16 protein-coding genes are annotated in these 23,495 nt (G+C 41.6%); 9 read left to right on the top strand and 7 right to left on the bottom strand.

Translation table 11 applies throughout. The annotated features are described in order from the left end of the window. The first annotated feature begins 15 nt into the window (after positions 1–15). Entirely contained in the window at positions 16–399 is a 384-nt protein-coding gene (locus tag QE417_RS02445) for an SRPBCC domain-containing protein (protein WP_311947303.1), read from the top strand. 190 nt (positions 400–589) lie between these two features. Here the strand turns inward: QE417_RS02445 and QE417_RS02440 are convergent, their stop codons facing one another. The 4 genes from QE417_RS02440 to QE417_RS02425 all read right to left on the bottom strand — a co-directional run bounded on the left by QE417_RS02440 (position 590) and on the right by QE417_RS02425 (position 4,683). After that, the gene (locus QE417_RS02440) at positions 590–1,924 is read right to left on the bottom strand and encodes an OmpA family protein (protein ID WP_311947301.1); all 1,335 of its coding nucleotides are present in this window, start codon (positions 1,922–1,924) and stop codon (positions 590–592) included. Positions 1,925–2,191: 267 nt separating this feature from the next. Continuing rightward, positions 2,192–3,034 carry a maleylpyruvate isomerase N-terminal domain-containing protein gene (locus QE417_RS02435; RefSeq protein ID WP_311947300.1) on the bottom strand — a complete coding sequence of 281 codons (843 nt, stop codon included), beginning with the start codon at positions 3,032–3,034 and terminating at the stop codon, positions 2,192–2,194. A 10-nt stretch (positions 3,035–3,044) separates the two neighbouring features. Next, on the bottom strand, positions 3,045–4,229 hold the full coding sequence (locus QE417_RS02430; protein WP_311947299.1) for a trans-sulfuration enzyme family protein: 1,185 nt from the start codon (positions 4,227–4,229) through the stop codon (positions 3,045–3,047). A gap of 25 nt (positions 4,230–4,254) precedes the next feature. After that, a complete protein-coding gene (locus tag QE417_RS02425) occupies positions 4,255–4,683 on the bottom strand; it encodes an OsmC family protein (RefSeq protein WP_311947297.1) in 429 nt (142 codons plus the stop codon). Between the two features lie 96 nt (positions 4,684–4,779). On the opposite strand from QE417_RS02425, the gene QE417_RS02420 reads away from it, so the two are divergent. The 7 genes from QE417_RS02420 to QE417_RS23630 all read left to right on the top strand — a co-directional run bounded on the left by QE417_RS02420 (position 4,780) and on the right by QE417_RS23630 (position 17,613). After that, positions 4,780–5,253 (top strand): hypothetical protein, encoded by a 474-nt coding sequence (locus tag QE417_RS02420; protein ID WP_311947296.1) that lies wholly within the window; start codon positions 4,780–4,782, stop codon positions 5,251–5,253. A gap of 20 nt (positions 5,254–5,273) precedes the next feature. Beyond that, entirely contained in the window at positions 5,274–6,512 is a 1,239-nt protein-coding gene (locus tag QE417_RS02415) for a nucleoside recognition domain-containing protein (RefSeq protein ID WP_311947293.1), read from the top strand. A gap of 435 nt (positions 6,513–6,947) precedes the next feature. After that, complete coding sequence (locus tag QE417_RS02410; protein WP_311947292.1) at positions 6,948–12,464, top strand: PKD domain-containing protein; 5,517 nt, start codon at positions 6,948–6,950, stop codon at positions 12,462–12,464. 9 nt (positions 12,465–12,473) lie between these two features. Next, entirely contained in the window at positions 12,474–13,505 is a 1,032-nt protein-coding gene (locus QE417_RS02405; protein WP_311947291.1) for a PorP/SprF family type IX secretion system membrane protein, read from the top strand. A gap of 352 nt (positions 13,506–13,857) precedes the next feature. Beyond that, positions 13,858–15,468 (top strand): CTP synthase, encoded by a 1,611-nt coding sequence (locus QE417_RS02400; protein WP_311947289.1) that lies wholly within the window; start codon positions 13,858–13,860, stop codon positions 15,466–15,468. Positions 15,469–15,493: 25 nt separating this feature from the next. After that, positions 15,494–17,320: a membrane protein insertase YidC gene (gene yidC, locus QE417_RS02395; RefSeq protein ID WP_311947288.1), complete on the top strand. Its 1,827-nt coding sequence runs from the start codon at positions 15,494–15,496 to the stop codon at positions 17,318–17,320. Between the two features lie 68 nt (positions 17,321–17,388). Continuing rightward, positions 17,389–17,613 carry a transposase gene (locus tag QE417_RS23630; protein ID WP_376717541.1) on the top strand — a complete coding sequence of 75 codons (225 nt, stop codon included), beginning with the start codon at positions 17,389–17,391 and terminating at the stop codon, positions 17,611–17,613. Between the two features lie 456 nt (positions 17,614–18,069). Here QE417_RS23630 and QE417_RS02390 read toward each other — a convergent pair whose 3' ends face one another. Both QE417_RS02390 and holA read right to left on the bottom strand, forming a co-directional pair. Continuing rightward, positions 18,070–19,842 (bottom strand): PAS domain S-box protein, encoded by a 1,773-nt coding sequence (locus QE417_RS02390; RefSeq protein ID WP_311947287.1) that lies wholly within the window; start codon positions 19,840–19,842, stop codon positions 18,070–18,072. A 202-nt stretch (positions 19,843–20,044) separates the two neighbouring features. Next, positions 20,045–21,067, bottom strand: a complete 1,023-nt coding sequence (gene holA / locus QE417_RS02385; protein ID WP_311947286.1) for a DNA polymerase III subunit delta — start codon at positions 21,065–21,067, stop codon at positions 20,045–20,047. A 38-nt stretch (positions 21,068–21,105) separates the two neighbouring features. Between holA and QE417_RS02380 the strand changes: the two genes are divergently transcribed. Beyond that, positions 21,106–21,594, top strand: coding sequence for a type I restriction enzyme HsdR N-terminal domain-containing protein (locus tag QE417_RS02380; protein WP_446670062.1), 489 nt, complete (start codon positions 21,106–21,108; stop codon positions 21,592–21,594). On the opposite strand, the gene QE417_RS02375 is transcribed toward QE417_RS02380, so the two are convergent. After that, positions 21,591–23,420 (bottom strand): ATP-binding protein, encoded by a 1,830-nt coding sequence (locus QE417_RS02375; RefSeq protein WP_311947285.1) that lies wholly within the window; start codon positions 23,418–23,420, stop codon positions 21,591–21,593. The genes QE417_RS02380 and QE417_RS02375 overlap by 4 nt on opposite strands. Between the last annotated feature and the right edge of the window lie 75 nt (positions 23,421–23,495).

The raw sequence follows: 23,495 nt of genomic DNA, 5'->3' as shown, positions 1-23,495 counted from the left end.
GTTAAGTTTGCCTTTGTGAAGGATTTTAAAAAATATTACATGATCGGGGCCACGCCACAGGAAATATACGCGGCTATAACCAACCCGCTTACTATACAATTGTGGACCGGCGAACCCGCCGAAATGAGTACCGAACCAGGCAGCGAGTTTAGCATGTGGGATGGCAGCATTGTTGGCAAAAACATGGAGTTTGAGGAAGACAAAAAAATTGTGCAGCAATGGTATTTTGACGGACAGGATGAACTATCCATTGTAACCATTAAACTGCATGCCGATAAAAGCGGAACATCATGTGAGTTAAGGCACACCAACATACCCGACGAAGCCTACGACGATATTGTAGATGGCTGGAACGGAGTTTACTTTGGTGGTATTGCCGAGTTTTACGAAAGCTTTTAACCTGACTATCCGAGGGGAAAAAGCTTAAAAGTACGTCATTGCGAGGAACGAAGCAATTTCTGAGTCCTACCAGATGGATTTGTATATGCAGAGATTGCTTCGTTCCTCGCAATGACGCTCAATCAACTACAAACAAAAAAACGCCAGCTCAATTGAGCTGGCGTTTTTTTGTTACGTAACGCTGAATTAATTAATATAAAGTAAATTCAACCCTACGGTTTTGCTGACGACCAGCTGCAGTAGCATTGGTAGCAATTGGCTGAGTTTTACCGTAACCGGTAGCCTCAATACGTGATGCATTAGCACCTTTGCCTACCAAATAAGCTTTAATTGATTCTGCCCTGTCTTTAGACAATTTTAAGTTCAAAGCATCCGAACCGGTATTATCAGTGTGGCCTGCTAATTTTAAGCTGAAGTTTTTGTTAACCAATAACTCGGCTACTCTATCTAAGCTTGGGAACGATTTTTCGCGGATGGTTGCTTTACCTAAGTCAAACTCAAGGTTTGCAATGGCATCTTTAACTACACGTTTATCTTCTTCAGTTACGTAAACTTTGGTAACCGGAGCAGCTAACGGACAGCCAGAACCATCAACCTTGGTGCCCTTAGGCGTGTTAGGGCATTTATCATTGATGTCTAATACACCGTCACCATCGGTATCAACTGTTAAGCGTGCTAAGTTTTGGTTGGTAGTATTTAAATCTTCGCGCAGTCTCTGGTTTTCAGCTTTTTGCTGATCTACCTGTATTTGTAATGCACGTTCGGCCATTAAATACTCGGTACGCATAGAGTTAACCGGGTTGTGGGTAGCTAATTGTGGTTTTGATTTTTTGCCTAAAGAAAACTCTAAACCCGCGTGAGCATATGAGAATTTATCGTTACGGCCACCGAAGTTATAACCGTCTAAGTTATCGCTTTGTACAAAATTAACCTGGTAACCTAAATCAAGGTTAATACCCGGAGCTAAGTTAACTTTCAAACCAGCACCTACCGGTATGTAAAATTGTTGGTAATCATCGGTACGGGTAGTTGGTGATGTTGCACCTGCGGCGTACAATGATGTGCTGTAGTTCATGCTACCACCACCCACACTCAGGTAAGGTTGCATAAGGCTTTTGTGATTTTTCCAGTTAATATTAGCAAGTGTAATGTTGGCACTAATGTCAACTGCATATTTAATTTTGGTTTCGAAGCGCTGGAATGGGTTAATACCATCAGGATTAGTTCCCTGTACGTGGCCTCTGAAAAAGTTGGCCTGTAAGCCAAAAGAATGTAGTATTTGTTTTTTTACATAACCGCCGTACCCCCATCTTTCGTTTGGTGTTTTATAATCTTCACTTCCTCTGAAAATAGTGTAAGTAGACATCATGCCGCCATGTGCACCTATTGACCATGTTCTGAAATTTTGTTCGCCTGAAAACGGCTGTACGTAATTTTTAGTCGAATCGGGAGTTTGTGCAAATAATTTGCTGCTTACTACCACTCCTGTGAGTAATAGTCCTGCTTTTCTTAAATGTAGCTTCATATATACAATGTTGGTTTTTCAAGAGCCTTTGTGTTGCTCTGTTGAGTTGCTACATTTCAACATTAATGCCAATACCTACACATAGGTTAGCTGTGTAATGCAATAACTTATTAAAAAATGATTAAAATCATATATAATAAAACTGTAAATGAGACGTTTAACAGCAATCTATGATTTAAACCCAAGAGTTGTAAACATAAAAAAGCCGGATAATAACTATCCGGCCTTAAATTCAACTATAGTGTTTACTTAAATATACATCTGCATTTAAGCCATTACAGCAATCATACTTAACAGAGGCTTAACCAAAGCATCATCACCTTCGGTTTTGATGTGGTTTTCTGCTTCATGGGCCTTTATGCCTTTGGTGAAAAGTTTCCAGGCAACGCTACCGGGCATTGATACCGAAGCTATGGGAGGTACACCGGCCATATTATTGATAAAACGCCAGCCTCCCAACGTTTTCTCTACGAACCAAATATTGCCCCCTTCACCGGTTATTTCTATCCTGATAATATCTCCCACATTAGCCTCGGTTTTTGAATAAACATGTGGTACAGCCTTCATGAAGGTCTCAATAACCGGGTTAAAAAATTCGGCAGTCATGAGATCTTGTTGTAAGCCTAAGGCTTCGCGTATTTGCTGCTGATGATGCCACTTTTCGGTATATTCACGAGCTATGTGGAACCAGTTTTCTGATTGCTCCTCGCCTGCCCACGCCACAGAAAAAAGAGCTTCATCAAATGGCTCGAGTTTTTCAAGACACTGTATGTATTCTTTACCTGTAGATTCGAGCATTTGCAACAACAAGTTTGGACTAACACGCTTGTAAGCCAACACCCATATGGTGTTAAGATCGTTTAGGTAGTTTACCAAATCGCGGTAAGAATTTATGTTTATGGGCGGATCACCTTTAAAACCATCTCTAATTATCGAAAGTGTACGTAAATTACCGTCAAGCAAATGCGCTGCAATGTCCTTAATAGTCCACTGCGGCGAAATAGTTGTTGAATCCCATGCATCATATGACAAAGGTCTCAGCACTTCAAGAAGCAATTGATCAAGCTTCGAAAACAGATGCAGGGTTTGAATTGGCACTACCTGACTCATAACACAAAAATTATTGGGCACTTATCTCAAGCGCCTGACTAATATCGGCAATTATATCGTCAACTTTTTCTAAACCTGTCGAAATTCTTATCAATCCCGGGGTAATTCCTACATCCGCACGTTGTGCGTCGGTGAGCTTAGAGTGCGTTGTACTGGCCGGGTGTGAGGCAATACTACGGCTATCGCCTAAATTTGCGGTTACCGAAATCATTTCAAGACTATCCAAAAACTTGCGTCCGGCATCCAAACCGCCTTTAATTTCAAAGCATAAAACTCCCCCACCGGCAGCCATTTGCTTTTGGGCAATTTCATACTGCGGGTGCGATGGCAGGAAAGGATATTTAACCCAGCTAACCTGCGGATGATTTTGCAAGGTTTCGGCCACTTTAAGTGCATTTTCGCAATGACGCTGCATGCGCACATCCAGCGTTTCTAAACTTTTGCTGAGTACCCAGGCGTTAAATGGTGATAACGACGGGCCGGTGTTGCGGCAAAACAGGTATATCTCTTTAATTAAATCTTCGCGGCCAACTATAATACCGCCCATTACCCTACCTTGGCCATCAATCCATTTGGTGGCCGAGTGTACTACCAGGTCGGCACCAAAATCAATGGGGCGTTGTAGTAACGGGGTGGCAAAGCAGTTATCTACGTTAAAAATTAAGTTATGCTTTTTGGTGAATTGCCCTACCCATTCCAGGTCTAATATCTCAAGCTGAGGGTTTGTTGGTGTTTCCAAATACACCATCTTGGTGTTTGGCTGCACGGCAGCTTCCCAGGCGGCATTGTCATTAGCCGGAACAAGGGTGCAAGTGATGCCATATTTAGGCAAATACTTAGTTACCACCGTAAAAGTGCTGCCAAATACCGAACTGCAGCAAATCAGATGATCACCTTGTTGCAACAGGGCAAACATTGATGAAAACACCGCACTCATACCGCTTGATGTAGCAAAGCCCGAATCGGCACCTTCTAACGCGCACATTTTGGCAATAAATTCATCAACCGTTGGGTTGCTAAAACGGCTGTAAATGTTGGCATCAGTTTCATCGGCAAAGGCGGCGCGCATGGCCTCGGCCTCGTCAAAAGTAAAACTGCTGGTTAAATATATAGGTGTAGAGTGCTCCTGCTGCAAGGTTTTAGGTGCGCGTATGCGGATGGCCTTGCTTAAAGGATGCAAATGATCTGTTGACATTTTAAATGTTTAAATAAATAAAAGATTAGTTGGCAGGATGTATAAACACCTTCCATGATATTTCAGAACCCGATCTCTCGAGCGTGGCAGCTACCGAGCAGTATTTGTTTACCGATAGTTCGACGGCACGTTTGGCTTTATCCTCATCAATATCCCCTTTTAAATGAAATTCGATGGTAATATTTTTCCATAACGAAGGCTCAACGCCCGGCTCTCGGTCCCCGTTAATTTTCATGCGGTAATCCAACACCTCCTGGCGTTGCTTCTTTAAAATGCTGATCACATCAATGGCCGAGCATCCGCCCAAACCCATTAACAGCATTTGCATAGGGCGTACACCATAATTTTCACCGCCGCTTTCGGGGCTGCTATCCATTTTTACGTTATGTCCGTATTCGTCGCTGGCTTCAAAGCCATAATCGCCGCTTACGCGTACTAAATCTATTTGAGGCATATTTATATAATTCTAAAAAGGCTAATTTATTATTTTGAGTTGAAAGTTTTGTTTACAGTATATAAAAATGATAGATTTATGTCCGCGTTTTACTGCATGAAGAAAATATTGTTAGCTTTTACACTTTGTATATCCTCCTTATTGTGCCAAGCCCAGCAAAACCTGCTGAGTTATGATGACTTTGTATTTTTAATAAACAATAATTTGCAAAAAGCCGACGATTTTATGCAGAGCAAGGGTTACAGTAAAGTAAAAACAAAAAAAGCCGGAAACCTCAAATATCACATGGCATTATCGGGCAGTTCATCAACTGACGTAGAAATACGTGCCGATGGAAGACGCCTGTACATCTATATCGCAACTGATGAATTACAGCAGCTAAACCTTGTAAATAATTCTATTGAACCATTTCTGCTTAGCAAGGAAGATAACTCGGGCGTTACTAATTACAAGGTAAAAGATCTGGGAAATATCTATGTAATGATAACCGATAAGGTACCCTACAACCCCATTAAAAAGGATTACGACATACGCATCGTATCTGATAAACAAATAACGGCTTACAACTAAACTATCATCATCTCTTTTACATGGCGCTCAATTATATCTGGATAGCACTATTTATTATTGCATTTTTTGTTGCCTTGGCAAAGCTCGTTTTTTTAGGCCAGGTAGATGCCTTTCAGTTGCTGGTTGAAAGCCTTTTTGATTCGACCCAGACTGCAGTAATGAGCATTGCATTGCCACTTATTGGCACAATGGCCTTTTGGTTAGGAATAATGAATATAGGCGAAAAGGCTGGTGCCATAAATTTCCTCTCGCGTATAGTGGGCCCATTTTTTAATCGTTTGTTTCCGGAGGTTCCTAAAAACCACCCTGCTACCGGGCAAATGATGATGAACTTTTCGGCCAACTTATTGGGGCTTGACAATGCTGCCACACCATTGGGCCTTAAAGCTATGGGGAGTTTACAGGAACTAAACCCCAGCAAAGACACCGCATCCAATGCACAGATCATGTTTTTGGTGTTGCATACATCGGGTTTAACCCTGCTGCCTGTAAGTATTATTGCACAACGGGCCATTTTTAAAGCCACCGACCCTACCGATATTTTTATTCCCTGCATTATAGCCACTTATGTAGCAACCATTGTGGGGATGCTGGCGGTTGCGGTTAAGCAACGCATTAACCTGTTTGATAAAGTTGTACTGGGCTGGTTAGGCGGCTTTACTGCCTTTATAGGCTTACTGGTTTGGTATTTTTCGGCTTACTTATCAAAAGATGAAATAAGTACGGTATCAAAAGTTGCAAGTAACCTGTTGCTTTTTTTAATACCGGTTGTATTCATACTGGGTGCATTGTACAAAAAAGTTAATGTATTTGAAACCTTTATCGAGGGAGCAAAAGGCGGACTTGAAACTTCGATCAAAATTATTCCGTACCTGGTTGCCATGTTGGCGGCTATAGCCGTATTTCGTAGCTCTGGGGCACTAAATTACATCATTGACGGCTTTAAAGCTGGTTTTACTATGCTTAACGTGGACACACGTTTTACCGATGCACTGCCGGTAGCCTTAATGAAGCCACTCAGTGGCTCGGGCGCTAAAGCTATGATGATGGATGTAATGAAGACTTTTAACCCTGATAGCTTTGCCGGACGCTTAGCATGCATATTCAATGGTTCGGCCGATACCACATTTTACATTGTAGCCCTGTACTTTGGATCGGTTGGTATTAAGAAAACCCGCTATGCCATACCAGCCGGTTTAATAGCCGATTTGGCCGGGGTTATTGCTGCTATTTTTGTGGCGTATCTTTTCTTTGGTTGATTGAAACTTTATTTTTTTATGCAGGTGTTTTAAAATAATTGTTTATTAATTTTTTGACATGCCGGTACTTCACCCTTGGATGGCTAATTAGAAAGCTTCAATTTTTCTATTGTTTAATAGAATTTTCCCTTTGGTGTTATTATTTACCTTTTTCGATATTTAAATAACCCTATAATTAAATCCGGTATTTAAGCTAAATATTGGATCAACACAGCCGGTTTTCCCTTTTATAAATATTTTAATATCACTCCTATTTATTAAAACTTACTTAGAACTTTGGGGTTCTCTCTCTCAAAGGAAACCATTTATGCACTGTTGATACCCCGATTTTGTATAAATTTTATTGTTGCAACAACCTTTCTGCACTACTACCGTAAAAGGTACAAACTGATGTAACCAACAGTTAACTGGCTTATTTACCGCTGAAAAACATAAATGGTGAGATTATCTATCAAAGGTGCTGTAAGGATTTTTTTATTGTGTTGGGGAGTATTGATGGGTTCATCGGCATTGTATGCCCAAACGGTGGCTATACGTACGGTAGACCCGGGACCATACGCCCCCGGCTCGAGTATTGCTGCTGCTATTAAAATTACAGACGCTGACGGGAAGATCGCGGTTAGCGGCAACCTTTTTCAGCTATTTTTATCTGATGCTAACGGTAACTTTACTACCGAAAAAAAGATAGGCGAATTTAGCGGATATTACACCGGTTTTGTAAATGGCTTAATACCTGCAAATACTACACCGGGTACAGGCTACAAAGTACGTATTAAAACTACCAGTCCGGCTACGGTAAGTGCCGCCTCAAACGCTTTTACCATAAGTGCCGGTACTGCGGTCATAGCCAAGGTCAATTCAAACACGGTAAACCCATCTTATCCTGAGGTTTACGGAACCTGTTTTGCAACCGATGGATTTCCGTTTTTATTTGTCAATGAATCAACTACCGGTTCAACAGTAACCGCTAACTTTTACGATGATTTAAATCAGAACGACGAACAAACCATTCCTATTAACGGTACAGGCACGTTTAATGCTAAAACCAATGATTATACCATTTTTGTAAAAGCAGTAAATAATGGCATTGTAGGTACCAAAGGCTATTTATTGCTAAATAACTTTGTGCGTAATAGTTTTCAAACTCAAAACTCATCAAGTGTTTGTTTACCTGAAAACAGCAAGGCAACGGTATCATACAGTGTTAATATTACCGGTGGCGGCGGTATCCAAAACAATTATCCGGGCACTTTATATACCATAAGATGGGGAGATGGGCTTACGACGAATTTAACCTATTACCAGATAGCGTCGACCGGCGGTATATTAACTCATGACTATGCTGTATCATCATGCGGAGCCAAGAATGCCGAAGGTACGGTTACCAATAAATTCGAGGTTTCGTTCAGGGTGTCAAATGTTTACTGTCCTGATCAGAGTAAAAACCTGAGCGGGGACCAGGCCGTGTTGTCACCACCAAAAACGATCATTGGTGGCCCATCGGTAGGTTGTACCGGTAAAGAATTAACATTTACCAATACATCATATGCCGGCCAGGTAGTAAGCAGTGTGGCGGGTGGTGCCAATTGTGAAAACCCCAATGCAACCTTTCAATGGTTTGTAAACGGCGTGGCTGTTCCTCCGTATAATACCAAAAAGAATGTCCCGCTTAAATATACCTTTCCTGCCGCTGGCACCTATTCCGTTAGCCTGCGTTTAACCAGTTCAACCCCATGCGTGGCCCCCGATGCCAAAATGGACGTTTGTATACAAGATCCGCCAAAAGCCTCGTTCACTTTGCCTCAAACCGCTTGTATCGGCTCGGGCCCGGTTATACCTGTTAATACATCAGAGGTTGCCGTACCTTGTAACACACCGGTAACTTATAATTGGACTATTACACCTGCAACCGGCTTTACATATACTAATGGTACTTCCAGAGCCAGCCAAACGCCACAAATTTCATTCATCACGCCGGGCAAGTATACCGTACAACTGGCTGTAAATAATGGAGTGTGTGATGCTGCTTTGAGTGATGTGCAAACAATAACGGTAAGCAATATACCTACGGCAACCTTATCGCCCTCGTTCTCATTGTGCGGTAAAGGGCAAACACTTACTTTTAATAACACCACTGGTAGTGCAACCCGCACCACCTTTACCGGTACGCCCGACCCGCAACCCGATACTTATCAATGGACCGTAACCGGGCTTAATGGCATTGCCCCTGCTATATTTGCCAATGGTACAACGACTAACAGCCAGTACCCTCAAATTACCTTCCCCGATTTTGGAAGTTACAATGTGGTGGTTAAGCATACCAACCAGTGCGGTGCGGTAACATCAAACGTACAACAAATTACCTTTAGGGAAGCCCCTACTTTGAGCGCAGGGCCGGATCAGGTAATATGTTCGGGCGCTACCGCACAGTTGGATGGTTCGGTAACGGGCACATACAACACCTTGGTTTGGAGCACATCAGGCACAGGTATTTTCAGCAACAGGAATATAGAAAAACCGTTTTACACGCCAAGCGCTGCCGACAGGGCCGCCGGGCTGGTAAAACTAACGTTAAGAATTACCACCTCATTACCGGGCGATTGTGCCAACATCAGCGATGAGGTAATTATCAACATTAATCCGGCCAATACGGTTACCAGTGCCAATGCAAAAACTATTTGTACAGGCAACCCGGTGGCTTACTCGCCTACCTCAACGGTGGCCGGTAGCATTTATAACTGGGCAGTCACTTTAAGTTCGCCAAACGCGGGTGGTTTTGCGGCTGCGGGTTCGGGAGATATTAATGATGTTTTAACAAATTCGTCTTCTACTGCCAATGCAACTGTAATATATACCATTACCCCACAAGCCAACGGTTGCGATGGCACACCATTTACTTTTACAGTTACCGTATCTCCTAAGCCCGAAGTTACCATCACCGGTCCGGCAGCAAATACGATTTGCAGTGGCATGCAAACCGGTATACAACTGGCATCAAACGTAAGCGGTACGCAATACACCTGGACGGTAACTTCAACCAACGGTGTAACCGGCGCTACTGATCAAAGCATGCCCGTAGCCACAACAGCCATCAGTCAAACACTGCTTAACACCGGTACTACAGCGGGTACGGTTACGTATACCATTACGCCAATAAACAGCAATACGGCCGATAATTGCCAGGGAGCAGCAAAAACAATTACCCTAACGGTTCAACCACAGGTTCCGGCTGCCAATGCAGGCAGCGATGCGCTAATATGTAACCAACCGAGCTTCCAGCTTCAGGGAAATGACCCGGGTACTTTTACCGGTATGTGGACCATTACCTCGGGCCAAACCGGTGTAACCTTTACCGATGCTACTAAATTTAACACCACCGTAAACGGCTTACAGGCCAATCAAACTTATACTTTTAAATGGACGTTGACGGGTGCAGCACAATGTTCGTCTCAATCTGATGAGGTAAAGGTGGTGAACAACCCTCCTGTTTCGGCCAATACAGTTAACTATCCCTCAACCACAGCCTGTGCCGGCCAGGTAGTTACCATTTTAGGCAGTACGCCTCAAGGCGGTAACGGAACATATACTTACCTGTGGGAAAGCAGCTTAAACGGCAATACATGGACGGTATTAACAAGCCAAACCAATATTGACCTAACGGTTCCGGTTAGCCAAAGCACTTACTTCAGGCGTTCGGTGGCTTCGGGTGCTTGTAGTGATGATAAGAGCAACGCCGTACTTGTTACAGTGCAACCGGCCATTAGTAATAACACCATCACCTTAGCCAACAATACCGTTTGTGCCAATAAATCGGCGGGTGAAATATTTGGCAGCCAGCCTGCGGGTGCCGATGGAAACTTTAATTACCAATGGCAAAGCAGTATTGATGGTGGAGCCAATTGGGCCAACATTACCGATGCAACCGGCGTAAACTACCTTACCCCTGTTTTAGTGGTAAATATTCGATACCGCCGCGTGGTTAGCTCGCAGGTTTGTACCGGTGTGCAAAGCAACATCAGTAACGTAATTGCGGTTACGGTAAACCCCGATGCCAAGTCGGAGTTTACCTGGACTAAAGATGCAGGTTGTATTCCTTTCGTGTTAAACGCTCAAAACATCAAGGCTGTTGAATACCCTGATCGCAACGCCGTTTACACCTGGTATGCCAACAACCAGGTTATCGGTACCGGGGTTAACTTCCCGGGTTACACCATTAATACCGATGGTGAAACGGTGGATATTCGCCTGATCGTTACCAGCAAGTTTGGTTGCGAGTCGGCGGTGTTTAGTCACACATTCAGTAGTGTAAAAGTGGTTAAGGCCAGCTTTAATCCAAGTACTACTCAAAATTGCGGCACTACAACGGTTACGTTCCAAAACATATCAAACCCATTAACTGCTGCCACTTACTTTTGGGATTTTGGCAACGGCCAAACTTCAACCAAAGCCCAGCCCGACCCGGTTACATTTACAGCCGACCCGGAAGGTAAAGACATTACCTACAAAGTCGTACTAACTGCCACTACCGATTGTAGCGTTGACAAAATGGAAGGCACCGTGATTATTAAACCTGGTGTACCGGTAGCTAAAATTTTCCCTAACGCATTAACCGGCTGTGCGCCGTTTACGCTGGTTTTAGATAACCGCTCGCCGGGGACTAATGACAACTACATTTATCATGTGTTGAATGCCAACGGTGTTGAGGTATACAAAGCATCAAATACAACAAAATCTCAGCAAACTATTACGTTATCAGACCAAGGTATTTACTCTGTATTTATGGAAGCTGTAAACTCTTGCGGTACCGGTAAAAGTGATGCTATTACCATCGAAGTTACCGCCAGGCAGGTTATTGCAGGCATAAGAGCAATATCGCCTACTGCGGGATGTGCTCCGTTTAAACTTGAATTACAAAACACCAGTGTTGGTGCAACTAATTATAAAATTGACTGGGGCGATGGTAACGGTCCTCAGGATGTTTTTACCAATAGTAACCTGGCACATACTTATACCGATTCTAAAACATACACAGTTAAACTATATGCTGTAAACAATTGCGGTCAGGATATTAAAGAAATTACTATAAACGTAAGTAACAAGCCAACAGCCGGATTTACATTTACTTTGCAGGGATGTCCGGATGCCACGGCAAACTTTACCAATACAACGCCAGTTAACGGCAATGCAGACGATTTGGAGTACACCTGGAATTTTGGTGACCAGTTTGCAACGGCCGCCAATCCTAATACTTCTTCTGGGCGTAATGCAACACACATATTTAGTTATAAAGGAGCGAGCTACGTGGTTACCTTAACCGTGCGTAACCGCGTAACGGGTTGTGAAAGTTTTGACACCAAAACAGTTTCTGTAGGCGCTCCTCCTATTGCCGAGTTCAGGGTAAGACCGGATAGTGTACAGTTATACCCTAATTACCAATTTTCATTTCAGGATCAAACTCAAAATTCCCCAACAAAATGGGAATGGGACTTTGGTGATGGCGGTAGATCTACCCAGCAAAACCCAACACACACCTACGCCGATACGGGCAGATACAAGGTTACTTTAGTGGTTACCAATCAAAATTGCTTTGCAACCAAATCACACTTTGTGCGTATAACAGGTACACCAGGACAGTTATACGTACCTAACGCCTTTACACCGGCAAGCACTAACCAGGAGCTTAATCAATTTATAGCAAAGGGCTCGGGTATCAAAGATTGGGTTATGCGCATATTTAACAACTATGGTCAGCTCGTATGGGAAACCAACAAGCTTGATTCGCGTGGCGAGCCTGTTGAAGGATGGGATGGCACCTTTAAAGGAACGCCGGTACCACAAGGCGTATACATATGGCAAATTGAAGCCCGGTTTATAAATGGTTCTGAGTGGAAAGGAATGTCTTACAATAACTCATCGCCAAGGCGTACGGGTGTGATACATGTGATAAGATAACATTTGAAGATGAAGAAGATCAGGAACTATGTTTTAAGTGTGGTGATGGTGATGATGGCGATGATGGGTTATGCACAAGATCATCAGTATTCTCAGTTTTTCAATTCGCCGGTGTACTTAAACCCGGCACTTAACGGACAGTTTGAAGGTGATTTGCGTGTGAATATGATTTACCGTAATCAATACACTTCAATACCAGGCGCATTATCATACATGACAGCATCTGTTGACTATAACGTTCCTAAATTTGGTGGAGGTGTGGGCGTGATGTTTACAAGAGCCAATGAAGGCACGGCTTACTATGTACGCAACAATCTTTCGGGTATATATTCGTACAGTGTAGGTTCAGACAGGTTTGTGTTATCATTTGGTTTACAGGCCGGTATAGGTAACCGCACCATCGACCAAAGTAAACTTGTTTTTGGCGACCAAATTGACCCGCGCTATGGTTATATCCCCGGCTCAACATCGGCTGCTGATTTAGGCCAGGTTAGCAACCGGTTTTATTTTGATACCGGTGCGGGTATTAATTTAGTAGCAGGTCAGTTTATGGCGGGCGGGGCATTACAGCACATTAACCGCCCCGACCAATCGTTCACCGGCACAGCGGCCATGTTGCCTATGCGTGCAACAGCTCACTTAAGCTATCGCTTAGATTTAAATCCTTACGATAACTACGACGAGGAAGAAAAATCATTCTTCATACCATCAGTGGTATTTTACAAACAAGCATCATCATCGTCATTGAGTGCTGGTATGCAATATAAACGCCGCAGCGTAAATGCCGGTTTGTGGTATCGCAGCGGTGGTACTGCAGGGCCAAGCTCATTTGTAGTATCGTTTATATTCGATTTGTTTATTAACAAAGATGGTGGCGAAAAGGTACGCTTTGGTTTAAGCCACGATGCCCCTTCATCAAAATTGAATTACAGCAATACCAGTGGTACTACCGAAGGCAGTTTGAGTTACGAAACTACTCTTCCATCTCGCACCAACAGCACCAAATTTATAGGAGCACGCAGGTGCTACGATTTTTATTAATTCTACTGTATTATACTCAAATAACAAGGACCGTATGTTCAATTGAGCATACGGCTTTTTTATTGTTGTATTGCAAGCTAACTCTAAATCTTCTTTTTCGGGGAGAATGTGGCAATCAAAACCAGGCTGCTTGTTCATAGATCCATCCAATTCACTCCCAAATCATCATTAAGTACCACAATAAATATTTATATCCAACAAAATGATAATCAACAACTCATGCTCAATCAAATCTCACCTTAATCTCAATTTAAAAAAACGTCCGTCTTAACCCGAAAAAAGTCTTACTTTTGTATCCCGTACACAAACAATTGGCAGCAGTATTTACTGTTACCCAATTTTCATCAAGATCATGACTAAATACATATTTGTTACGGGCGGCGTTACCTCGTCATTAGGAAAAGGTATAATTTCGGCATCTTTAGCCAAATTACTTCAATCACGTGGTTACCGCGTAACTATCCAAAAATTCGACCCTTATATTAACATCGACCCGGGAACGCTTAATCCGTATGAGCACGGTGAATGTTATGTTACCGAAGACGGCGCCGAAACAGATTTGGATTTAGGCCACTACGAGCGTTTCCTCAACACCCCTACATCGCAGTCAAACAACATTACCACGGGCCGTATTTACCAAAACGTAATTAACCGTGAGCGCGAAGGTGCATTTTTAGGAAAAACAGTACAAGTGGTTCCTCACATTACCGACGAAATTAAGCGCAACTTTAAAATATTAGGCGAAAGCGGCAATTACGACATCGTGATTACCGAAATTGGCGGTACCGTGGGCGATATCGAATCGTTACCATTTGTAGAAGCTGTGCGTCAGTTCCGTTGGGAAGCTGGTTCGGGTAACTCATTGGTTATTCACTTAACACTGGTACCTTTCCTGGCTGCAGCAGGTGAATTAAAAACCAAACCAACCCAACACTCGGTTAAAATGTTGCTGGAGTATGGTATACAGCCCGATATTTTAGTTTGCCGTACCGAGCATCACTTAAACGCCGATCTGCGTAAAAAAATCGCATTGTTCTGTAACGTAAACATCAACGCGGTTATCGAATCGATTGATGCATCATCAATTTATGATGTGCCTTTATTAATGCTGAAAGAACAGTTAGATAAAACAGTATTAACAAAATTAAAGCTTCCAAATAAAAATGAGCCTGATTTAGAAAGCTGGAAAGACTTTTTAGGACGCTTAAAAAACCCAACTGCCGAAGTACGTATTGGTGTAGTTGGTAAATACGTAGAGTTACCAGATGCTTACAAATCAATTAGCGAAGCCTTTGTACATGCAGGTGCTAAAAATGAGTGTAAGGTTAAGGTTGAATATATACACTCGGAGCAATTAACCGTAGAAAATGCAGTAGATAAATTACGTGGATTACACGGTGTATTGGTTGCACCGGGCTTTGGTCAGCGTGGTTTTGAAGGTAAAATTGAAGCTATACGTTATGTACGCGAAAACAATATTCCGTTCTTTGGTATATGTTTAGGTATGCAGTGCTCTGTTGTTGAGTTTGGCCGTAACGTGTTAAAACTGGATGCCGCCAACAGCGTGGAGATGGACGGACATACCACCTACCCGGTTATCAGCATGATGGAAGACCAAAAAAACATCACCAACAAAGGTGGCACTATGCGTTTGGGTGCTTACCCTTGCGATTTAAAGAAAGGTAGTAAAGCGGCAGCTATATATGGCAAACAACATATTACCGAACGCCACCGTCACCGTTACGAGTTTAATAACGATTACCTGAAACAGTACGAAGAAGCTGGTATGATACCATCGGGTATTAACCCGCAAAATGGTTTAGTTGAGATAGTTGAGCTTAAAAATCACCCGTTTTTTGTGGGTGCGCAGTTTCACCCCGAATTAAAATCAACGGTTGCTAATCCTCACCCACTTTTTGTTAACTTTGTTGCCGCTTCGCTGGGTTATGCCCGCAAGAACTGATTAACTTGTACGATCACGATAAATAATGGATAAAAATACGTTCACAGGGTTATTCCTGATTATGCTCATCTTAGTGGGCTCGTTCTTTTTAATGAAACCCTCTGAAGAGGAAATAAAAAAAGAGCAGCAAAAGCAGCATATTGATTCTTTGAAAAAAGCAGGAGCTTTAAAACCTGCAATCGCAAAAAAAGCCGATACTTCTAAAACAGCGCCCGTAGTTGATTCGGCTGCATTAAAAGCACCATTTGGCGCATCAACCGTTGGCAGCGAGCAACTCATCACTTTAGAAAACAAAGACATCCGTGTAAAATTAAGCAACCGTGGTGGCCGTGTTTACAGTGTTGAACTTAAAAATTTCAAAACAGCCGATAAAAAGCCGTTAATTTTGTTTGACGGTACCAATAACCAATTTGGTTTACGCTTTACTGCGGGCAGCACGGTAATAAATACTAACGAGCGTTATTTTACGCCAACTTCAACCGAGGTTAAAGTTAGTGGTACCGACAGCAATTCGGTTACCTTACGCCTGGCATATAGCCCAACCCAGTATCTCGATTATATTTATACCCTGGGTGCTACCGGCTACAAAGTTGGTTACACTATAAAAGCTAACGGGCTTGATAACGTTATTGGCAACAGTAAAGCGCTTAACCTTACCTGGAGCGCGAGCTTATTACAACAAGAAAAAGACATTAAACAGGAGCGCCAATACTCTACCGTGTACTATAAAGACATGGAAGACAATGTGGATTACCTGAGTTTAACCAAAGATGAAAGCAAGCAGGTTGCCGATCAAAAAGTGCAGTGGATCTCGTTCAAACAGCATTTCTTTTCAAATGTACTAATTGCCAAGCAAGGCTTTGATAAAGTTAATGTTGCGGCCAGTACCGATATTAACTCAAAGGATGTAAGACAAATGAAGGCCAACTTAACGCTCATTAGCAATGAGGCCGACACTTACCCAATGGAGTTTTACTTTGGACCAAACCGTTTTAGCACCCTGCAAAAACAAGGTTATGATTTAGAGAAACAAATTGATTTAGGTTGGGGTCCGTTAAAACTCATTAACCGTTTTGCAGTAATACCGGTATTCAACTTTTTGCAGAACTTTAACTGGAACATCGGCTTTGTAATTTTAGCACTTACCGTGTTATTGAAACTGGTACTTTCTCCGCTTACTTACAAATCGTACCTCAGTATGGCTAAGATGCGTGTATTAAAGCCGGAGATGGACGAAATTAAAGCTAAGGTTGGTGAAGATAACCCTACCCTGCTACAACAGGAATATATGAAGCTTTACCGTAAAGCTGGTGTAAACCCACTGGGCGGTTGTTTGCCTTTAGTATTGCAAATGCCTATCATATTTGCATTTCTTCGCTTCTTCCCAAGCTTATTTGAGCTGCGTGGCCAAAGTTTTTTGTGGATGCATGATCTATCCACTTATGATGCGGTAATTAACTTTGGTTTCACCATACCATTCCTGGGCGATCACCTGAGCTTAATGTGTGTGTTGATGACCATATCAACCCTCATCTACACCTACTTTAACAACCAGGTATCGGGCGCAACCGGTCAAATGAAATACATTGGCTACATCAGCCCCATTATGTTCCTGGGCTTCCTGAACAGTTACCCGGCCGGTTTGAACTATTATTACTTCCTGGCTAACATGCTAACCTTCCTGCAGCAATACCTTATCCGTTTCTTTGTAGACGATAAAAAGATACATGCTCAAATGCAGGAAAACAAAAAGAAACCCGAAGACCAGCAGAAAAAGAAATCTGGTTTTCAGGCCAAACTTGAAGAAATGATGCGTGCACAGCAGCAGGCACAGCAGGGTAAGAAGAAATAGTCGAGTTATTACTTTCAAATACTAAAGAGGCCATCGTTTTTGGACTGCCCCCAAAAAGTTAGACACTTATTGGGGGCATTTTCATTATTAGATACAAGAAGCATAAGACAGAATTTAAGCTAAAGGTCATTAAAGAACATGAGGGAGGGAAATCAATAAACAGCTTATCAAAACACTGGGATATTTCTACCTCACAAATCAGGAAGTGGATTGATCAATATACTTTATCGGGGTTAGAGGGCATATCAAAAAAGGGCACGCAGCAATACAGTGAAGAATTTAAGTTAACGTGAGTTCGGGATAAGGAATAATAGAAAGAGTAGGAAGTTATATATTTTATAAGTATTTAATTATCAATAAATTAAAAAATCAAAACAATCCTCTCTTTTTATTATTCCTTATCCCGAACTTACGTTAATTAATAAAATTCAGAAGCAGAAGAACTGCAGTGCCAAAAAGTATCAGCAAGCCTACCAAGAAAATAAAATCGGCGATATCTTCATACTTACCTGCTTTCAAGCTACCCCGAATAGCCAGAAACGAAAGCACACAACTCAGCATAAAAAACAATATGGCTATGGCAACAGCCTCGTCAATTAACGTACGTTCAGATAATTTAAGAAACTTTAATGAGGTAAGCACCACAAAACATAACCCCAAAAGATTTGAAGAAGCATTGAGTATATATGCGGCGATTTATCGTCTCTCATTATTAATGATCAATTATTATCGAAACACCAGCCAGCAAACTAAGCAAACGGGAGTTTTATATAAAAGGTTGAGCCTTTACTCAGTTCACTTTTAACCGTAAGACTACCGCCCAATGCTTCAACGTGGCTCTTAACTAAAAACAAACCCAGCCCCTTGCCTTCTACCTTAAAATCAAAACGTTTGTAGGGCTTAAATAAATCGTGCGAGTGCTTTTCCAGATCGATGCCCTTGCCATTATCGGCCACATAAATAACGTGGTGGGCCTCGGTCATATAAAAATCTATCTTAATATAAGGCTTAATATGCGATTTGTACTTAATAGCGTTACTTATCAAATTAAAAAAAATACTGTATATGTAAGCCCTGTTAGTGCGCATTACTAACGGTTTGGACGGAATGGTAATTTCGGCATCCGTCATTAGTATCTGGGGCTGTAGATCAACCAATACCTGCTGTAATAAATCCTGTATAATAACAGGCTCTTTTAAAAGCTCTTTGCTCGCATTATTTACAGTTAAAATATAGCTCAAATCCTTAATAACGGTATCCAGATTGTTAACCGATTTGGTCAATTCCTGAAGTGTTTGATTCTGCGTGTCAGCATCGTCCTTAAACAGTTCGAGTAAATTGGCCAGGCCCACAATATTAGCCACTGGTGAGCGTAAATTGTGCGATACGATATAAGCAAACTGATGTAATTCCTTATTTTGCCGGTACAGATCATCGGCCAGCAGGCGCAGTTCCATTTCGGTTTTCTTCTTTTCGGTTATATCAGTATGTACGGTAATGCACATTTCCATTTCGCCTTGTTCATTCATTACAGGCGTTTGTTTCACAAGATTCCAGTAAATAGTTCCGTCCTTCTTGTAACACATTATCTCTTGCTCTTGCGCAGTACCTTTACATAAATCCTGTTGCAACTGCTGCGCTTCGGGACTATCATCGCTCTCCATACTTAGCAGGCTCAATAAACTTTTACCAATGGCATCGGCCTGCGTGTAACCACTCATATGCGTAAAGCCATCGTTTATAAGCTCAATTTTAAACTGGCGGTCAAGTACGGCTACCCCGTTGGTAGCCTTATCGGCAACTAATGAGAGCTTTTTTAAATCTTGCTGTAGGGCAATGTGTTGTGTTATATTCTTTATTTCAAGATACAACTCCAAGGTTATACCCTTATGCACAACAGGTACTATTGTGAGGTTTATGTGTAATGGTTGTTTTCGGGCGGTAAGTACCTGTATATCAAACGTTGATGATTGCGCATTTTTAGTAGCCTCTGTAAATCGTTTGAGCACTTCGAACCTGTGCTTTTTTATTACAAGATCAAGCAATTGAACTTGTTGCAGATGAAACAGATCATATCCAGAATCGGTATGTAGCTGCTGATTTACATTCGCCACCCTGCCCTGCCTGTCAAGGTGTATTATGCCATAAGGATGCCGGGCAAAAAAAGCGGCATGAGCATGTAGGGTTAAATCAATTTCGGCACGGCTGCGCTCATCAATTACATGTATGCTTACCATTAATTGCAATTGGGCATCTGCACCATTAATAAAAGTAAACGTAATGTCCGTCCATTTAAGGCTGCCATCGGGGGCTGTAAATACTGCGCGATGCAGTTCAAAACTATCTTCCTCGGTATTACACCTTTCGATGAATAACTCTAACTCGCGCAAATGCGCCGAGCGGATGTAATTCTTAATATGCCTGCCTTTAAATTCATTGAAACTCAGCCCGGTCCAGTTTTCAAAATGTTTGCTTGCAAAAACGAAGTGCCCTTTAGCGTCAAGCAGTATATTAAAATTCATTAATAGGTAAGTGTCGGTGACATAAAATCCGATGAATTTACAACATATATTATCAACAGTTCATCAAATGATATTATTTTGTTACAATCCTTATCAAAATTCTACCAATGAAGTACTTTTAATGCAATTATCAATATAACTTGTTTGGATAGTGAAATTAATATAGTAATCAGATTTTGTAAAAATTAACAGGGGCGTTTACTTAATGTAAAATCTTAAATACAAGCTCTTTAAGTAATTCACCGTGGCTTGCATTGGAGTTCATGCCCTTGCTTTTCAAATCGTACTCGCGCAAAAAACCGATGATTAATGTTGTTTTATAATAGTCAAAGCTGCGGGAAGCCATTTCGTAATCTTTAATAAAATATGGGTTTACACCTAACTCGCTTGCTACATTCTTGGGCGATTTATCTTTGATGTAATGATACATCAATACCTTGCTGAAAAAATTGTTGAGGTTGCCCAATATTAATACAATGGGATTAGCCTTAGGGTTAGCCTCAAAGTAATTAACAATTTGATTGGCTTTCAGCACATCCTTACGTATTAAAGCGGTTTGCAGCTCAAACACATTGTACTCTTTACTAATGCCAATGTTATCTTGTATATCTTTTAAACCTATCTCCTGCCCTGCCGCAATGTTGAGCATGAGTTTATCCAGTTCATTTGCAATTTTCGATAAGTCGTTACCTAAATATTCGCATAGCATGGCAGATGCCTGTGCACTTATCTTGTAGTTTTTCTCTGATGCATAACCCTCTATCCAGCCAGGTATTTTATTATCATACAAGGCAGTCGATTCAAATACAAGCCCGTTTTTTTCAATAAATTTATAGGCTTTTTTACGCTTATCAAACTTGCCGTATTTATAACAAAACACCAATATTGTGCTGCTCAATGGGTTTTCAAAATAGCTCAACACCGGGTTCAACCCCTTTTTATCGGCATCCTCCTTACCCCACTTCATGTCTTGGGCCTCCTTAATTATTATTACCTGGTACTCGGCCATCATGGGGTAGCGCTTGGCAGCGTTGAGCACCGTCATAATATCAGTGTCTTTACCGTAAAGTACAGTTTGGTTAAACCCCTTTTCGGCATCCGGCAGGATATGATTTTCCATGTAGTTGCCCACCAAATCAATAAAGTAAGGTTCTTCGCCGTGCAGCAAATACAAGGGTTTGAATTTGCGGTTTTTTATATCCTTTATGATGTCGTTAGCGCTCATTATTACAGGGGGTGAATTTACAAATTACCCATTAGGATTTGGCAGATATATTGGTGAATTTAGCGCCGATGGATTTATTGCAGCCTTTGGCCCTGCCCCCGCATGCTTTTAAACTTACTGATGAAAACGGGCAGCTTTTTATTTTTGATGAGATACGCAAACGTAAAATTATGCTCACCCCCGAAGAATGGGTACGCCAGCATTTTGTACAATACTTAATTAACCAAAAAGGCTATCCAAAAGGTTTAATTAAGTTAGAAGGAGGTTTAAAACTACATGGCATGCAACGCCGCAGCGATATAATTGTATTTAATAATGCCGGCGAAAAAACTTTAATGGTTGAATGCAAGGCTCCGGGAGTTAATATCGATCAGAAGGTTTTTGACCAAATTGCCCGGTATAATATTACTCACCAAATAAGACTGCTCGCCGTTAGCAATGGTTTACAGCATTTTTATTGTGTAATTGATTTTGAAAATAAAAGCTACCGGTTTATTGAAGAACTACCGGAATACGGCGCAATTTAATTAGCTGAGGCAGTATTTATAAGTGCTTTACGGCTTACCAAAGCTACAATTTTAGCTTTAAGCTCTTCGGGTTTAAATGGTTTTGAAACATAATCATTCATACCCGCACTAAATACTTTCTCACGTATATCGGTAAGTGCCGATGCCGTTAAGGCTATAATGGGCACCGAGGCCTTTTGGCTGTCTGGCAGTTTACGTATCTCTATGGCGGCATCAAAACCGTTCATTACAGGCATCTGCAGATCCATTAATACAATATCAAAATTGCCGTATTGCATCATTTCTACGGCGCGTTCGCCATTCTCGGCAAATGATGATTGTACCTGCCATTTGCTAAAGAACTTTTTCATGAGCATGGTATTTACCATGTTATCTTCGGCAACCAATATATTCAGGTGATTTAACTCAGGCTCCACTTTATTTAATACAATAGGCTTATCTGCCGGTCCTTCTGGCTTTTCGGTAGCCACAGGCAATTCCAGGCTAAACAAAAACTCCGAACCCTGACCTGGCTTGCTATTCACCTCCATTTGCACACCCTTTAATTCAAGCAAGCGCTTTACAATGGCCAAGCCTAAACCGGTACCACCGTATTTACGGGTTGTAGTAATGGATTCTTGTGTAAAAGGTTCGAAAATAGCGTTCAGGTTATCGCGCTCAATACCTATGCCTGAGTCTTTCACTGAGAAACGCACAACCATTTGGTTATGCCTGTCTTCTACGCAACTTACCTTTACTTCAATATAACCCTGCCGGGTAAATTTGATGGCATTACTTACCAAGTTAAAGATGATTTGCGTGATGCGGGTTGGATCGCCAATTACGGTTTTACTTTTAAATACGTCGTCAACCTTTAGCTTAAATATGAGGCCTTTTTCGTTAGCCTTGATAATTTGCCCGCCGCAAATATTATGCATCAACTCGGCCAGGTTAAACCGTATATTTTCGAAAACTACTTTGCCCGACTCTATCTTGTTAAAATCCAACACATCGTTTACAATAGCCAGCAGGTTATTGGCCGAGAACTTCAGAATTTCCAGATTCTCCAACTGATCGGCCCGAGGATTACCCATCATAAGCAAATTGCTCATTCCAATTACCGCATTTAACGGGGTACGTATTTCATGCGACATGGTAGACAAAAACTCTGATTTTGCGTGCGATGATTTCTCCGCTTTATCAATTGCCTGTTCAAGGTTTATGTTTAAGCGGATTTGCTCTTCGCTGGTTTTCTTTAACTTAATGATATTTTTAAGAAAGGCATTGTAAAAATGGTTATGAATATAAACCATTAGCACAAAATTGGCCAGCACACTTATAAAAAGCGTGGATTGATCCAATTTTTCAGGCCTGATATCTATAATGTAAATACTATTGTAAGTATATAATAAGAAAAATACTACTGGCAGTAAGTTTAAAAGCGAGTACAATAATCCCCAATTTTGCCCAAGCATGTAAAAGCTAAAAATGATGATCAACAGTACTAACTGAATGGATAGTATGTCAACTTTTTGAAATACTACGAGAATATCAGAAATATTAACGATAGTACCCAAGCCCAATAGCATATGCGATACTACCTTCCATTCGCCTTTCCAGGTGAGGTATTTAAATAGGCACGCGGTAATTACCATTACGCTGGCACTTATTATAATAAGAGGAGGCTGATGCTGGAATATAACACTGAAAAATATAGCAGAAACAGCTACAAACACTAAAAATAGGCCATAATACAATAAACGAATACGTGCCTGGCTAAGCATCGATTGCTCATCAGATAAGATATTCTTTATAGAGAGGTTTAAAAAACCTGCTTCGGTGCTCATTGTATTATGGGTACTATTTAGTTGTTTTTGGTTGGTTTACAACCGATGTGTGGAAACAACCAATATTACTGATTG

Origin of the sequence: Mucilaginibacter terrae, from assembly GCF_031951985.1 — a bacterium.
GTDB classification, from domain to species: Bacteria; Bacteroidota; Bacteroidia; order Sphingobacteriales; family Sphingobacteriaceae; genus Mucilaginibacter; species Mucilaginibacter terrae_A.
The sequence above is the reverse complement of the archived record's forward strand: the minus strand, read 5'-3'. Positions and strand labels throughout refer to the sequence as shown.

Coding starts and splice junctions, on each gene's coding strand:
- QE417_RS02410 (WP_311947292.1), top strand. CDS start 6,948: ATGGTGAGATTATCTATCAAAGGTGCTGTAAGGATTTTTTTATTGTGT.
- QE417_RS02425 (WP_311947297.1), bottom strand. CDS start 4,683: ATGCCTCAAATAGATTTAGTACGCGTAAGCGGCGATTATGGCTTTGAA.
- QE417_RS02435 (WP_311947300.1), bottom strand. CDS start 3,034: ATGAGTCAGGTAGTGCCAATTCAAACCCTGCATCTGTTTTCGAAGCTT.
- holA (WP_311947286.1), bottom strand. CDS start 21,067: ATGAGCGCTAACGACATCATAAAGGATATAAAAAACCGCAAATTCAAA.
- QE417_RS02390 (WP_311947287.1), bottom strand. CDS start 19,842: ATGAATTTTAATATACTGCTTGACGCTAAAGGGCACTTCGTTTTTGCA.
- QE417_RS02420 (WP_311947296.1), top strand. CDS start 4,780: ATGAAGAAAATATTGTTAGCTTTTACACTTTGTATATCCTCCTTATTG.
- yidC (WP_311947288.1), top strand. CDS start 15,494: ATGGATAAAAATACGTTCACAGGGTTATTCCTGATTATGCTCATCTTA.
- QE417_RS02415 (WP_311947293.1), top strand. CDS start 5,274: ATGGCGCTCAATTATATCTGGATAGCACTATTTATTATTGCATTTTTT.
- QE417_RS02375 (WP_311947285.1), bottom strand. CDS start 23,420: ATGAGCACCGAAGCAGGTTTTTTAAACCTCTCTATAAAGAATATCTTA.
- QE417_RS02440 (WP_311947301.1), bottom strand. CDS start 1,924: ATGAAGCTACATTTAAGAAAAGCAGGACTATTACTCACAGGAGTGGTA.
- QE417_RS02430 (WP_311947299.1), bottom strand. CDS start 4,229: ATGTCAACAGATCATTTGCATCCTTTAAGCAAGGCCATCCGCATACGC.
- QE417_RS02400 (WP_311947289.1), top strand. CDS start 13,858: ATGACTAAATACATATTTGTTACGGGCGGCGTTACCTCGTCATTAGGA.
- QE417_RS02405 (WP_311947291.1), top strand. CDS start 12,474: ATGAAGAAGATCAGGAACTATGTTTTAAGTGTGGTGATGGTGATGATG.